Consider the following 13,556-nt stretch of genomic DNA (forward strand, 5'->3'; position numbering starts at 1 on the left):
TTATCATTGAATATTCTCAGGAGCGATAAAGCCAATGCAGACAGTGTCGAACTCAGCACTGGGTTGGGCCTGGAAGGAAAACGTTTCTTTGTGACTGAGCACCAATGATGGCCATCGTGCAAACGTATGTTGGAAATCTTCCTCGGCACACTCCTTTCCTCGCTCTCCCACTAGCAAAGCACCATATTTCACTATATTGCTTTCTTTGATATGGCGGTTATAGATATTGGGTGGTACACCATTATCTAATTCCCAGGGTTGCATCGTTTCGGGACGATAGTGGCTATAAAATGTCAGCCATTGATGCAGATATTCGCCACCCACATAACGCAATGGGGTTGGATACAGTTCGTTCCAGCGTTGATCAAGTTGGCTGGCAAAGGTTTTTATGCCAACAAATTTTTGTCCTGCATCACGGACATTTGCCATCATCACACCGACATAACCGATCAATACGAATACACCAAACACCGCCAGCCCCCGTAATGTGCCTCGCAGGGGGTTGTTGGGGAATACCGTTATTGAGCCTGCTAACAGGGCTGGTGAAACGACCATAAAAGGTTGTACCCATTCGGTCATACGCCCACCCTGATTGAAGGAGAACCAGCCGTAAATAATCAGCAGGGGCAGCAGGATCACGATATTAGCCAGCGCATTGGATTGCTGCCTGGGCCAGCCAATCCGTCCACCCAACAGATAAATAATGACACTGACGATAATTAACGGGTAGAACACGGAAAGTAGCGCGCGCGTAGTATGTAAGTTGAACCCTTTCTGAATTTGGGAACCGACCCATTTAAAGGCGGCGAAATCGTTATGCACCAGCCACCAAACGTTCGGCAGGATCAGCGCGAACCAGATGACAATAGCAAGATAAAACAGCGGCTCCCGATAGTTACGGCGTATTTTAGGCACGAATAGTGAGAGCAAAAAGACCGAGCCAACAATAGAAAGCGAAGAATATTTTGCCATCGTTGCCAGCCCTGTGGAGAGGGCGAATGCCAGCCACCATTTGGGGTGATCGTCAATGGCACGCAGGAAAAACAGCAATGACCACGGCCAGAGCATCACTAAAAGGTAATTATCATTATAAGGAATGATATCAAAATTGATGACACCGGATAGGTTCAAAGTCAGCATGGCAAGCCATGCGAGTACAACTTTACCCGTCAGCCGGAAAGCCAGTTGCCAAACCCCAAGCATCCCGATGGCAATAGCAACAAAGTGGGTGAAATACCAATAAAAACTGAGAGAAATGTTGCTGATAGAGATAGCGGGTAGCATGATGGCTCCCACTAGCCATGGATTTTTGGGTGAACCCCATTCCCCATTAATACCCCAGTTCAAGGCTTCTACGGCATCATAGGGAACAGTGGGATCGAGAAAGTAACTTGCTATTATCCACAAAACAGCATAACCAGTGACCCAAAGATACAATGGCATACGATAAGAAGAGGTATCAAAAAAACGCATGGTAGCCTGAAAATATTATTTGAGTTAAATCTATCCATAATACTAGACGAAATTTAAACGATAAGTGAATGACATTGGATGTTAAAGGGAGTTTCTGTTAGATTCCGCCGAAAATATCTTGATAAAAATGAGTTGAGTCACACGCTATGAGCCCATTAAAGAAAAAATCACCGGCGAAACCTTCCGCTGGTAAGCAAAAAAGAAAAAGTCGCGCAGAGCTGGATGCAGAAGGTCGCGAACGTAAACGCCAGAAAAAACGTCGTGGTAAACTGTCAGGCAGCCGTCATAACGGTCATGACGGTAATAAAAAGCATCCAGTAGCCAGACAGGAAAAAGATCCACGTATCGGCAGTAAGGTTCCGGTTCCTCTGCTCGTCGGTGAGCAAGAAAGGGTAGTGAAACCAACGGCTAAACCGGCTGTAGAGAAACAGAAGCCGCGCCTGTCACCGCAGGAAGAGCTGGACATGTTGGAAAATGATGAGCGATTGGATGACTTGTTGGCACGCCTTGAACAGGGTGAAAAACTGTCTCAGGAAGACAATGCTTATGTCGACAATATGCTCGATCGCATTGATACCCTGATGGAAGAGTTGGGTATTGCGCTGGAAGAAGAGGACGGCGAGGAAGAACCACAGGAAGATATCATGCAATTGCTGAAGGGTAAGTAACGCCTTCATCAATGAATTGTGATCGTAAAAGGCGGGTTCATTCTGATAACCATGATATTAATAACCACAATATCAGTATGTTATTTATTGTGGTTATTGGGTAAACTATGGCGGCTATCGCAACGTAAACGTCGGTTGCGTATTATCATCATGGCACGACGTTTCGATTCCACGAAAATGTTGCGTTTTGATGGGCGAAAACAGCGGAAGGAATAAGCATGTCAGAGCAAGCCATTGTTTGGGATCTGCCTTTGATCCAAAAATACAACTATTCAGGTCCTCGTTATACTTCGTATCCAACAGCATTGGAGTTTAACCAACACTACGATGCATCTGCTTTTGCTCAGGCTGCTGTCCGTTATCCTGATCGTCCGCTTTCCCTCTATATTCATATCCCATTTTGCCATAAGCTTTGTTATTTCTGTGGTTGCAATAAGCTGGTTACGCGCCAAAAGCACAAGGCGGATGACTATCTGAATGTGCTGGAAAAAGAGATTACAGCCCGTGCCAAATTATTTTCCCAGCGGAAAGTCAGCCAGATGCACTGGGGCGGAGGCACGCCGACCTATCTGGACAAAACGCAGATCAGTCGATTGATGTCGATGCTGCGCAGCCATTTCCATTTTCTGCCTGATGCTGAACTTTCCATTGAAATTGATCCGCGTGAAATTGAACTCGATGTCATTGATCACTTGCATCACGAAGGCTTTAATCGCCTGAGTATGGGGGTGCAGGATTTCAATAAAGATGTACAACGTTTGGTGAATCGAGAGCAGGATGAAGCGTTTATTTTCGCACTGATCAAGCGCGCCCGTGAAACAGGTTTTACATCCACCAGCATTGATCTGATTTATGGCCTGCCGAAACAGACAGCCGAAAGTTTTTCCTTTACCTTGCAGCGGGTGTTGGCCTTGTCTCCTGATCGTTTAAGTGTCTTCAACTATGCTCACTTACCGAATTTATTTGCGGCACAGCGCAAGATTAAGGAGCAGGATTTACCCACTGCGGCGCAGAAGTTGGATATCTTGCAAGAAACGATTGCGACCCTGACAGGGAATGGCTATCAGTTTATTGGGATGGATCACTTTGCTCGTCCTGATGATGAATTGGCGATTGCGCAACGCCAAGGCATCTTGCACCGTAACTTCCAGGGATATACCACGCAGGGGGAATGCGATTTACTGGGTATGGGGGTTTCCGCGATCAGTATGCTGGGGGATAGTTACGCCCAGAACCAGAAAGACCTAAAAACTTACTATGCGGCGGTGGACGCACAGGGCCATGCTTTATGGCGTGGTTTATCCTTGACGCAAGATGATTGCATTCGCCGTGATGTGATTAAGGCATTAATCTGTAACTTTCGGCTGAATTTTGCGGATATTGAGCGGTGTTATGGGCTGAATTTCACGGATTATTTTGCCGAAGACCTGCAATTGTTGGCACCGTTGGCAGCAGATGGGTTAGTTGAAGTGACTGAATCGCAGATTCAGGTATCCCCGAAAGGGCGATTGCTGATACGTAATATTTGTATGTGTTTTGATAGCTATCTGCGTATTCAGATGCGGCAGCGGCAATTTTCGCGGGTGATATGAGGGCTTAATTTTCTATTGAAATATCTAACACATTACGATTGGCTGAGATAGGCGAATCTAAACACTTCCGATAAAAATCAGAGGTAAGTAACTATGGAAAAAGTAACAGAAGAATTAATGATAGAACATGGTTTTACATTAAAGGAAATAAATCAAATAAAATCTGTTTCTCAGCGGTCTGGTCACGATATAAAAAAAGAAATTATGATTCTAAGTAATAGTTTTTATAGGTTGATATGGGTTTTTCTTATTATTTTATTTTCTATTGTTTCTGCCATTTTTTTTGTTCCAGATGTTGATTATTTAACTATCTCATTAACATTTTTAATTTCTATTTTTCTTGTGTTATTATTTTCCTCCCCAAGTTTAAGATACAAATCCTTTATGTTTATAAGAAAACATAAAGGATAGATTTATATCTTTATTGTTTTTTTATTATAATTTGGATCGTTGTAACTAGGATCATCATGAATAATAGCACCAAAATTTTCTTGAATATTACTTACGCCATGAAGTACGAGAAAAGCACCTGCTACAGTTACCCAAAGGAGCGCCAATTACAGAAGCATCTCCTGCTAGCATAATGCCTAAGCCTGCAATAAATTGAGTTGCTCCCGTGATCAAACCAATCCCTTTTAGTACATAATTATAAAAACCAAGTCCTTCACTACTTTTTCTTATTTCAATAGACACATATTGTTCGTAATTACCGTATTGTAATACATGTTCTTGATCACTTAGCACAATTATAATCAGATGTTTCTTATCGCCCTGAGTGTAAAATTATTCTTTGCTTCTTGGTTAGAGAAGAACTACAATGCAGTTGCGGTTTTTTATCAAAAAGTCAAGTAACTAAAAGACAGGCTTAATTACAAATAATTAAGAAAAACAAGGAGTGAAAAAATGAATAATGAAAAAATAGAAGAGTTAATGAAAAAAAGTGGTTTTACTTTAAATGACATGAAATTATTAAAAGCTATAAATAAGAGAAATGGTACTACATTACTAAATGAAATGATGAATTTGGAAAATAGATTTTATAGACTCTTGTTTATTCTTCCTTTGGCATTTATGGTTTTAGCGTTCTTTTTTTTAATGGCAGGTGAGGCTAATTTTAAAGGATTCTTTATCGCTATTGTTATTTTAATGCCTCTTGCTATATTTATAACCTCTTTCAGATTGGCTTATAAGTCATTTATATTTATGCGAAAATATAAACGACTGTAAAATTATTCTTATTCAATTGGGGTGTTATATGCGTCGTAGAGTGATTTTAATGTTACTCCATCTGCGGATATTTCAAATGTTAGAGCATAGCCACCCATAGTTTTATAACTGGTTATATAATCGTCATTTATATAATAAAATAATCTCCATGTCTCAGGTTTTAACACATTTCTAAATACTCCGTATCCAGAAAGAGCTATATCTACACCACCATAAACTAAATTTGCCGTTCTTTTATCGAACCCAATGAAATTAAAAGCATGTTCATAACCTAACCTCAAATAGCCTTTATAATCTGCATCGTTATTAAGTAATGATGTTAAATTTTCTTCAAAATTTCCTGCACCTTGAACAATGAGCGCTGAACCTGCTACATAGCCAACGACCGTTGCACTTGTTGTGGTTACAATAGCAAGACCTGTGATAAATTGCACTGCTCCGGCGACTAAGCCAACTCCTTTTAGAACATAAGTGTACGCGTCATTCTCTTTTTTTATTTCAATGGCTGCATATTTTTGAGCTATATTATTTCTTATAATATTTTCTTGCTGAGATAAATATAACCGTTCTTGTTTTAAATTTTGTATCGCTCGTGATTTATCGGATTCAGAAGATGATTGGCTTAGTATTGTATCTAAATTGTAATCAATAAATTTTTTAATTTCATTTTGAAATTTTCTTTTAACTGAGAAATTTTCCAGAAATGTTGACGCTGATAATGCAGCTTCAGTTACACTTCGAGCAGTTAATGCTCCCATTACAGAGAAATAATCATTATTTCTATTTATAAACATGTTTAATATACCCTATCATCCCAGATGCTATAACCACTAGTGCCAGTTAAGTGATGTTGCCATGCGATGCTTTTGTATTTAAATGAGACACTTTCTAAGGGTTGTGCATCATTATGAGTTGATGAGTTAGGGCAAATAATATCGATATTACAAATTGTTGCACCTGTGACTTTTATAGAAAAATAAAGAGATAATCCACCATTGCTATCTGTTCTGTACATATTAAACATACATTCTAGCTCTTCATTATCTGATATTGCTACTCCTAGCAATGGAGTTGACTTATCTATTGGTTTTTTTATGTTAATAGGAAAGTGATTGACATTTTGTTCTCTGGATAAAGAGCAGGGCGCGAGCATACTTTGATTAATATTTGCACTTAAAATGTCAGCGTTGTTCTTTAACTCTTTTGTTAACTATAAATGTCTAAAGAACTGTAATTTAGTTTAATTATTACCCGATATAAAATTGTGATAATAAAATATTAAAATTATTAATCTTTAAAAGGCAGTAAAAATAGTGTGCTCGCGCCCTGCGGTTTCCGGCCAGACAAAAAGGAGATGTTAGGTTAGAATTTTCGAGAACTGTTTCAATACGGATATCATGCAGCCAATGCTCGAAAAAGTTGTATTCGTAGGTAAAGCGGTCACCGGCATCAAATCCAAAATCATCCAGTATAATTTTGTAGGGATTATCCGGGAAACCAATCCCATCAGAATAGGAAATACCATAATTTTTTCCATAAATACGGAATTGATGCAGGTGATCATCCTGCCATCCCTGCGCGATCTGAATAATATAGGGGTCCTGTGGAAGAACCCCATACTATTTCCTTTTTTTATCTAGGCTGCGTCCCTTAATATAAATTAGAAGTATTATCATCCAGTTGATTTTAATATTGAGACAAAATGATGGTACTCTACGACATTCCTGATGATGCTTAGTGAGTGATAGAACCTTGTCTACCGTCCGTCCGTTCGTTCAGAGCGGGCGGTACGTCCACATGTTGAACATCATCGTCGTATAATGAATGGCATGTTCTGGGTGTTATGTTCAGGCGCGCCCTGTGTTAAACAGTTTCGTGTGTTCAGATGCCGCCCACGCCTTGATGTGCCTCATGGTGTTTCCCCAAATGAAAAGTGCCGTGCGGCCTCTTCCAGACGTTTAATACTGCGTTTGTCGTATTGTTGTGTTGTGACCACACTGGCGTGCCCGAGCGCTTCCTTCACTGCCAGGATATCTTCGCCATTTTCCAGCAGCAGGGACGCATAGGAATGCCTCAAGTCATGCGGGGTAAATGATTTCAGTGACAGCTTGAACACCAGTTGTTCAATGATAAAGCCTATCCCGTTGGTGGTTATTCTATCACTGGTCACGTCATCGTTTTTTCGGATACGGGTAAATAGTGCCCCATTATGGTCGCCCCGCACGGTGTCCACCCACAGGTGCATTCGCTGGGCGGTTTCGGGCGGCATATAGTTGATACGCTCCTTGTTGCCTTTCCCGTGTATGTTGATTTTGTTTAATTCAAAATCAATATGCCCCCTATCGAGGCCTGCCACTTCGGAACGCCGCAGCCCACAGCCGAACATGAGCGAGATGAGCGCCGCATCCCGTATCGCCGCGCCCGTCGACTGGCTATCCAAAAAGGTAAATATTTTTTTCACTTCTGACCGTTCCAGCATCCTGCCACGACTGACCCGTGACCCCCTGACCCGTTTGATGTTTTTGATGTCATGGTAATGATCGGCCTCCATCAGACGTGATGCCCTCGCTTCTTCAGCGACCCCTTTGATGGCGCAGAGAATGAGGTTAATGGTATTGGGGGCTTTGTGTTCGTTCAACAGACGCTGGATCACCACCTGTACCGTATCCCGTGTCAGCGAGGGCCAGTCAAAACTTAACGGTTCGCTGCACCCGAACATGGCGGAAACGGTCGCCAGACAGGAACGCAGGGTTTTCTGGCTTTTCTTTGATCGCAACCGCAGCAAATAACTCAGCGCGGGATTGTTCAGTGTTCCGGTTTCGTTTTTTACATAAACACTATTTGTGACATTGTCACTAAACATCAACTCATGTCGATTGGTAATAAAACAGAGTCCGATTTTGATTTTAAACGCGAATCGTTACAAGTAGGCTTTAGGATATAATTTAATGTAGTAGCTATCCAAATCGTCATTATCCAACTGAGCTATTAATCTAAAATCTTTAGATAGCCAAACCGCCAGAGCCGACGCGAAAATTAACATAGAAAATAATGTTAGTGAGAGTTCTAATTTACCAGAATCAACCATTAATGTAGATATGGCTACGCCTGCTGGAATTGGAAGAATACAAATGGCTAGAAAAATGGATTCAAAGGAGCTTCTTAAGTCAGCTGGAGTTGCTGAACAGCGGATTTTTGTTGTGTTTATATTATAAATAACCACCCCTGCGCCAGCAAATAACAACCCTAGGAACAAAGAGTAGATATTGTCAGCAATCAGTATTAGTAGCAAGCTGGCACCGACAGTAGCTATACTGAAAACAGTTGTAATTCTAACGCCAAATACATTATTTAATCTTTTACAAAAAAGAGCACTACCTAAAAACATACCTATGCCAAACATTGCCTCAGATAGACCTATTTCTAACGCGGTATAACCATACCTATCTATGATTAATATCGGGGTAATATACATCAATGTTGGCGTGAGAATGAAATTTGACATGGCTGAAACCGTAACCATAACTCTTTCAACATTATTTATTGCTAATGCTTTAATAGCTGACCAACTTTTGTGGTTGGAGTTTTTAAAAGAAAGCTCATTTGTCTTAACTATTATGAATGCTAAACATGAAACGCCGATAGATACGATTAATATTCTAATTGTTTGTTCGGCTGAAAATACGCTAATAACAAACCCTGATATGGCTGCACCCAAGATAGTGTTGATTGAATTTACAAAGCCTCTAATTCTAAAAGCCCTTTCAGTATCCTTTCCGGTATATAAGTTTGGGATAATGCTAGAGCCTATAGGTTGAATGGTTATGCTAAATAGAGATGTCGCTATATAAATAAGACCTAGCTGCAATGGCTCGACGCTACCACCAAATTCAAGGGTTATGAGGCATAAAAAACTTGCAGCTGAACAAAAAACGGGGACTGTTTTTTTTCTGAATCGGTCAGAAAATAACCCCATGAAAATAAGAGTTAAAACCTGTAGTAGCCAAGATATGGATATGAACCAACCGAGTTCAATCTTTAATTGGTAGTGTTGTATCATAACCCAAGCAAGTAATATGCCTATAGCACGACAAGATGATGTGAAGATAATGTCAGCCGATTGATATAAATAAAAGTTCTTATGCTTCATTATCGTTTCCACGCTGAAATTTTTTCCAAGTATCATCAAAAATCACAGCTGCGTTCATAGCCCTAGTAAAACCAGAAAAAATCGAGTTTTGTATTAAAATTTCCTCCATGTCCTCTCTCGTAAACCCAAGCCTATACGCGGCGTAACTCTGGAAAGATAACTGCCGCTCAGCTCCACCAATAGCAATCAAGGCGGATATAGTGGCAATGTGCCGTTCTCTTGTGGTCAGCACGCCTCTTTGATAAGCATCTTGGTATATGCTTTTGATCAGCCGCTCTACAAGGTCTGGAGCGATTGGATACAAATCTTCCCTTAGCCTTCTTAGGGAATCACCATTAAATTCACTCATCAAATCAATGGTTTTTTGGTCAAGAGAATCAATAAATTCCATCCAATATTGCCTCTATTTCTGAATTGCAAGCATCAATGATATTTTTTCCAGCATTGGTAAGTACTCCCTTGTTGCTTATAACACCATAGCAATCTTTGAATTGTCGAACATTTTGTTCTAAATTAATGATTGCTTTGGTGTTGCTAGGGTCGGATTTTACCAACTTGTTAAAGAAACAAGATATTCTATATAAAACAAAAGCAGCATGATAAATTCCATTCATTGTTCTCAAACCAGTCCTGAGAGGTGATGGATACCTTTCTCTATCATCATTCAATACTATTTCATCAAGAGTCATTATAGACAGTAGAACCTGATGAGCAGACTCATGTATTATTTTGTCAACTAAAAAGTATATGTTGTCGCCTTTACATATTTCTTCATTGATAAATACAGTTCCAAGTTTGTTGAAATCACTGCCTGAATAAACGATGTTGCTATCTCTTTTATGAGTTCTGAATATAAAAAACTCATCAACTATTTTAATTAGTTCTCGATATAGCTCTGAGTCAATATCCAATATTATTTTGAAGGCTTCGTTTAGGCTGTTTCGGATAAGACTTTCATTTTCAATCTCTATATCTACATACTCAAAATCGTAAACATCATCATTAATTTTTGAGTAGAAATCGAACATGCCTGTTGGCAGGTTTTCTTTGTTCCCAACTATAACTTTAGTTGTCGGTGTTATGTTTAGTAATGGAATTAGATTGAAGCATTGGTGAATACGATGTACGGATTGATTTTCGATTGCCTTGCCGATTTCTTTGATTATGTAAAATAAGAATCCACTTGAATAGCGCTTGTTTCTAGCTTTGTAAATGAAATCAAAAACTTCTGCGATGATGTTTTTATCTAAAACATCATCGCAAACGTATAATACATACTCTAATGATGAGAGTAGTTTTTCTTGTGTGGAATTTTTTAGATATTCAGATTGATTGTAACTTGGATGATGAGTGAAATTCATAATGAACGTCCCTTAAGTAGATAAGCAACTTAACGCTGCTTATCTACTTATAAAGTTACTATTTAGTACCAATGGTCATAATGGTGAGGCAAGTAGATTTATTTTTCAGACCAATAATTTTTTGAGTATCGAATTTTTTTAGCATGATAATACCCTTATGTTAATGTTGTTTTGTGGCCGCTTTTTTGCGACCAAGGGAACATACCAAGCGAGGATCATTAATTCAACACATTCGTTTGCTTTTTGTTAAGCAAGGGTTAAACAATGGTTAAATTAATGTCATTTTACGCGGGTGTAAAAAACGGAGGAGTTCTCCTTATAGGGTGTCAAAGTCGAGCATCGCGTTACTTAACAAATTAACAAAGTTACCATTTTTGGCAGTTCTGCCATTGCCCCCCTTGTAGGCGGTCAAATCCCTGTAGGTGTAGCCCTTTACGAGAGCATAAAAATGTGTGGGGCACCCTGTTCAATCGGCGATATAATGAGCAATTAAACCTGTTTTTCCATGAAAATTTATGTCGTTAAAATCGCCCTTCGGGGGATCAGCCCAATGGGCTGGCGCCGATTCAGGCTATCAGGCGAGACATCTTTAGCCGCTTTTCATTATATTATTCAGCTCGCGCAGGGATGGCAGGATGATCACCTTCACCAATTCCGTATTTATGCTAAAGATTACGGCATTTCCTACTCCGGCGGGATTGCATTTCCTGATAACCCTTACAAAATCACGCTGGATGACTTTGAATTTGATGCCGGTGACCATTTTACCTACGAGTACAACTTTTTCGAGCACTGGTTTCACGATATCCGTATTGAAACTGTTCTCGAAAACGCTAACTTGAAGTCACCCTTTTGTTTGGCCGGAAACAGATGCCCGGGGCGACGTTAGCCGATGAGGTAGCCATCCCCAGAGAGGACAGCACCATGCAATTCACAATCCAAATCGCGATGGTCGATAAATCGGGGCATCGCCATACTGAGACTCTATTCACGATAGAAAAACAGAAGGATTCCCCCAATGACATCTTTCCCTGTCTGAATCCAAATTGCTTTTGAATGCTATCCAGCAATCGGTGATCCAGAAACAGGCGGCTGAATACCTGAATGAAAATCGTGTTTGCCCTCATTGTCAACGAAACCGGCGGATAAAAGGCAAACAGACCATTCAATACCGTACCTTGTTTGGCATTATTCCCGTGGAGGGATTTCGGGTTTACCGGTGTGCGTGTGAGAAACATTCAACCCAAACCGTTAGCCTGCTCAATCACTGGTGTGATACGCATACTCATCCGGAACTTAAATACATAGAAACCCGGTGGGCATCACTGATGTCTTATGGATTGACCGCCAATCTGCTCAAAGATATTCTCCTGGTGGGAGAACACGTTAATGCCGCCACCGTCAGAAATCATCTTTGCCAGACAGCCAAGAGACAAGAGGCTGAATTAGAGGGGTTACCTGATTTTCTCACCGGCGATCCCAGAGAATGGGAAAACTTACCTAAACCGGGAAAACCGATGACGGTGGGCATTGATGGCGGCTACGTCAGAAATCGGGACGACAGAAAACATCATTTCGAAGTCATCGCCGGAAAATCATTCGCAGCTAATGTTCCGACCAAACGTTTTGGTTTTGTGCAATGTCTGGAAAATCATCCCCGAAGAAAACTCATTGCCCAGTTATCTTTACAGGGAATGCAGGCGAATCAACAAATTACTTTCTTATCGGATGGTGCTGATAATCTCAGGGATCTGCAATTTAACCTGTACCCCGAATCCCAGCACGTATTGGATTGGTTTCATATCACGATGCGTCTGACAGTACTAAAACAATATGCCAAAGGAGTATCAAAAAGCGCACCTGAACTCGGTGCAGAATTATTGGACTTTTTGACCAGTACAAAATGGTATCTTTGGCATGGAAATGTGATGAAGGCATTAGAACACCTGGATGATTGTGCCGCTATGTGTGATGAGGACATATTGCATTATGAAAATAAGAAATCCTTGTCAAAACATTTCGATGAAATGTATACCTATATTGAAAATAACTGCATGATGATCCCGAATTACGGTGAAATGTACCGATATGGTGAACCCATTTCCTCGTCATTTGTTGAATCGGCAATCAATGAAGTCATCGCTAAACGGATGGTGAAAAAGCAGCAAATGCAGTGGAGCCAACAAGGCGCACATTATTTACTCCAGACACGCACAGCGGTACTTAATAAACCTCAGCTTCGTTTAAAGATAGCGATCTCATTATCCCGTAGATTCAAGCTCGGTTTTTTAGGTTGGAATGTATAAGCAATAAGGCCGGCAGCGATTTCCAACAAAAACCCGAGCTGACTGCGATGCCTTGAATGCTCTATCTGAGAAATATTTTTGAGCTGGTCGACGACCGTTTCTATCAAAAATCGCCGTCTTAACATCAACCTATCCCAGAGAGATAAGGCTTTGGCTTTCATATTACTCCGGACATTCGTGATTAAAGTGACACCTTCCGCTTCTAACTCATCGCATAAATCTTGGGACAAATACCCTTTATCACCATACAAACATCCTGTGAGTCCTTTTGCCAGCGTGCTGACTGGCTGACGATCATCCTTATTTCCTGCGGTGAGTTTCACGGCTAACAATTCACCGCAATCATTGATAACCAAATGAAGTTTAAAGCCATAAAACCAGCCTGTACTCGTCTTACCTCGTTGCGCCATCCCTTCAAATACCCGATGACGGGGAATTCGAAGATTGTGACAAACAGCAATTTTGGTGGAATCAATAAAAGCAATTCCTTGAGTGTGTGCCTTACGTGATGAAAGAAAAGCACATAAAGGGATCAGTGCCCTTTTCTTCAGGGTGAGGATACGCGTATAGCTAACTAGTCCGGGAAAATAGGCTGTAAGATATTGTTTTACATGTTTAATATAAAATGTTTTAAAATCACGATAATGACTCATATGAAATAAAATGAGGATCATCATGACTTCACTGAGAGAAAGGCAGGGCGAGAGCATACTTTGATTAATATTTGCACTTAAAATGTCAGCATTGTTCTTTAACTCTTTTGTTAACTATAAATGTCT

The 13,556-nt window shown here is 40.5% G+C and carries 15 protein-coding genes and 2 pseudogenes; 7 read left to right on the plus strand and 10 right to left on the minus strand.

What is annotated here, in order from left to right:
• Window positions 1-3: 3 nt before the first annotated feature.
• Entirely contained in the window at window positions 4-1,473 is a 1,470-nt protein-coding gene (locus tag WDV75_RS01015; protein WP_273557456.1) for a glycosyltransferase family 39 protein, read from the minus strand.
• Window positions 1,474-1,619: 146 nt separating this feature from the next.
• On the opposite strand from WDV75_RS01015, the gene yihI reads away from it, so the two are divergent.
• The 3 genes from yihI to WDV75_RS01030 all read left to right on the plus strand — a co-directional run bounded on the left by yihI (window position 1,620) and on the right by WDV75_RS01030 (window position 4,144).
• Window positions 1,620-2,141, plus strand: a complete 522-nt coding sequence (gene yihI, locus WDV75_RS01020) for a Der GTPase-activating protein YihI (RefSeq protein ID WP_273557457.1) — start codon at window positions 1,620-1,622, stop codon at window positions 2,139-2,141.
• A 218-nt stretch (window positions 2,142-2,359) separates the two neighbouring features.
• The gene (gene hemN, locus WDV75_RS01025; protein WP_273557458.1) at window positions 2,360-3,733 is read left to right on the plus strand and encodes an oxygen-independent coproporphyrinogen III oxidase; all 1,374 of its coding nucleotides are present in this window, start codon (window positions 2,360-2,362) and stop codon (window positions 3,731-3,733) included.
• Between the two features lie 93 nt (window positions 3,734-3,826).
• Window positions 3,827-4,144: a hypothetical protein gene (locus WDV75_RS01030; RefSeq protein ID WP_273557459.1), complete on the plus strand. Its 318-nt coding sequence runs from the start codon at window positions 3,827-3,829 to the stop codon at window positions 4,142-4,144.
• An 87-nt stretch (window positions 4,145-4,231) separates the two neighbouring features.
• On the opposite strand, the gene WDV75_RS01035 is transcribed toward WDV75_RS01030, so the two are convergent.
• On the minus strand, window positions 4,232-4,477 hold the full coding sequence (locus tag WDV75_RS01035; protein ID WP_273557460.1) for a DUF4225 domain-containing protein: 246 nt from the start codon (window positions 4,475-4,477) through the stop codon (window positions 4,232-4,234).
• A gap of 159 nt (window positions 4,478-4,636) precedes the next feature.
• On the opposite strand from WDV75_RS01035, the gene WDV75_RS01040 reads away from it, so the two are divergent.
• Window positions 4,637-4,960, plus strand: a complete 324-nt coding sequence (locus WDV75_RS01040) for a hypothetical protein (RefSeq protein ID WP_273557461.1) — start codon at window positions 4,637-4,639, stop codon at window positions 4,958-4,960.
• An 8-nt stretch (window positions 4,961-4,968) separates the two neighbouring features.
• Here the strand turns inward: WDV75_RS01040 and WDV75_RS01045 are convergent, their stop codons facing one another.
• From WDV75_RS01045 to WDV75_RS01055, 3 genes are all read right to left on the minus strand, one after another.
• Entirely contained in the window at window positions 4,969-5,754 is a 786-nt protein-coding gene (locus tag WDV75_RS01045) for a DUF4225 domain-containing protein (RefSeq protein WP_273557462.1), read from the minus strand.
• A gap of 2 nt (window positions 5,755-5,756) precedes the next feature.
• On the minus strand, window positions 5,757-6,113 hold the full coding sequence (gene tssD / locus WDV75_RS01050) for a type VI secretion system tube protein TssD (protein ID WP_273557463.1): 357 nt from the start codon (window positions 6,111-6,113) through the stop codon (window positions 5,757-5,759).
• Window positions 6,114-6,207: 94 nt separating this feature from the next.
• Entirely contained in the window at window positions 6,208-6,552 is a 345-nt protein-coding gene (locus WDV75_RS01055; RefSeq protein ID WP_337927160.1) for a plasmid pRiA4b ORF-3 family protein, read from the minus strand.
• Window positions 6,553-6,701: 149 nt separating this feature from the next.
• Between WDV75_RS01055 and WDV75_RS01060 the strand changes: the two are divergent.
• Window positions 6,702-6,819: pseudogene (locus tag WDV75_RS01060) on the plus strand (IS5/IS1182 family transposase); the annotation flags it as partial.
• A gap of 50 nt (window positions 6,820-6,869) precedes the next feature.
• Here the strand turns inward: WDV75_RS01060 and WDV75_RS01065 are convergent.
• The 4 genes from WDV75_RS01065 to WDV75_RS01080 are packed head-to-tail and all read right to left on the minus strand — an operon-like array spanning window position 6,870 to window position 10,471.
• Window positions 6,870-7,823 (minus strand): tyrosine-type recombinase/integrase, encoded by a 954-nt coding sequence (locus WDV75_RS01065; protein WP_273557464.1) that lies wholly within the window; start codon window positions 7,821-7,823, stop codon window positions 6,870-6,872.
• A 57-nt stretch (window positions 7,824-7,880) separates the two neighbouring features.
• Entirely contained in the window at window positions 7,881-9,110 is a 1,230-nt protein-coding gene (locus WDV75_RS01070) for an MFS transporter (RefSeq protein WP_273557465.1), read from the minus strand.
• Window positions 9,100-9,501: a carboxymuconolactone decarboxylase family protein gene (locus WDV75_RS01075; RefSeq protein ID WP_273557466.1), complete on the minus strand. Its 402-nt coding sequence runs from the start codon at window positions 9,499-9,501 to the stop codon at window positions 9,100-9,102. Before WDV75_RS01075 ends, WDV75_RS01070 begins: the two co-directional genes overlap by 11 nt.
• Window positions 9,488-10,471, minus strand: coding sequence for an aKG-HExxH-type peptide beta-hydroxylase (locus tag WDV75_RS01080; protein WP_273557467.1), 984 nt, complete (start codon window positions 10,469-10,471; stop codon window positions 9,488-9,490). The genes WDV75_RS01075 and WDV75_RS01080 overlap by 14 nt, the downstream gene beginning before the upstream one ends.
• A gap of 505 nt (window positions 10,472-10,976) precedes the next feature.
• On the opposite strand from WDV75_RS01080, the gene WDV75_RS01085 reads away from it, so the two are divergent.
• Window positions 10,977-11,360 carry a plasmid pRiA4b ORF-3 family protein gene (locus WDV75_RS01085; protein WP_273557468.1) on the plus strand — a complete coding sequence of 128 codons (384 nt, stop codon included), beginning with the start codon at window positions 10,977-10,979 and terminating at the stop codon, window positions 11,358-11,360.
• Window positions 11,361-11,419: 59 nt separating this feature from the next.
• Window positions 11,420-12,777 (plus strand): annotated as a pseudogene (locus tag WDV75_RS01090) (ISKra4 family transposase).
• On the opposite strand, the gene WDV75_RS01095 reads toward WDV75_RS01090, so the two are convergent.
• Entirely contained in the window at window positions 12,705-13,514 is an 810-nt protein-coding gene (locus WDV75_RS01095; protein ID WP_420497489.1) for an IS982 family transposase, read from the minus strand. The pseudogene WDV75_RS01090 and the gene WDV75_RS01095 sit on opposite strands and share 73 nt — an antisense overlap.
• Between the last annotated feature and the right edge of the window lie 42 nt (window positions 13,515-13,556).

Source organism: Xenorhabdus griffiniae (genome assembly GCF_037265215.1).
Classification (GTDB): domain Bacteria; phylum Pseudomonadota; class Gammaproteobacteria; order Enterobacterales; family Enterobacteriaceae; genus Xenorhabdus; species Xenorhabdus griffiniae.

Excerpts from the sequence above, each read along its gene's own strand:
- WDV75_RS01065 (WP_273557464.1), bottom strand. The coding sequence starts at position 7,823 with ATGTTTAGTGACAATGTCACAAATAGTGTTTATGTAAAAAACGAAACC.
- yihI (WP_273557457.1), top strand. The coding sequence starts at position 1,620 with ATGAGCCCATTAAAGAAAAAATCACCGGCGAAACCTTCCGCTGGTAAG.
- WDV75_RS01045 (WP_273557462.1), bottom strand. The coding sequence starts at position 5,754 with ATGTTTATAAATAGAAATAATGATTATTTCTCTGTAATGGGAGCATTA.
- WDV75_RS01075 (WP_273557466.1), bottom strand. The coding sequence starts at position 9,501 with ATGGAATTTATTGATTCTCTTGACCAAAAAACCATTGATTTGATGAGT.
- WDV75_RS01015 (WP_273557456.1), bottom strand. The coding sequence starts at position 1,473 with ATGCGTTTTTTTGATACCTCTTCTTATCGTATGCCATTGTATCTTTGG.
- WDV75_RS01030 (WP_273557459.1), top strand. The coding sequence starts at position 3,827 with ATGGAAAAAGTAACAGAAGAATTAATGATAGAACATGGTTTTACATTA.
- WDV75_RS01080 (WP_273557467.1), bottom strand. The coding sequence starts at position 10,471 with ATGAATTTCACTCATCATCCAAGTTACAATCAATCTGAATATCTAAAA.
- hemN (WP_273557458.1), top strand. The coding sequence starts at position 2,360 with ATGTCAGAGCAAGCCATTGTTTGGGATCTGCCTTTGATCCAAAAATAC.
- WDV75_RS01070 (WP_273557465.1), bottom strand. The coding sequence starts at position 9,110 with ATGAAGCATAAGAACTTTTATTTATATCAATCGGCTGACATTATCTTC.
- tssD (WP_273557463.1), bottom strand. The coding sequence starts at position 6,113 with ATGCTCGCGCCCTGCTCTTTATCCAGAGAACAAAATGTCAATCACTTT.
- WDV75_RS01085 (WP_273557468.1), top strand. The coding sequence starts at position 10,977 with ATGAAAATTTATGTCGTTAAAATCGCCCTTCGGGGGATCAGCCCAATG.
- WDV75_RS01040 (WP_273557461.1), top strand. The coding sequence starts at position 4,637 with ATGAATAATGAAAAAATAGAAGAGTTAATGAAAAAAAGTGGTTTTACT.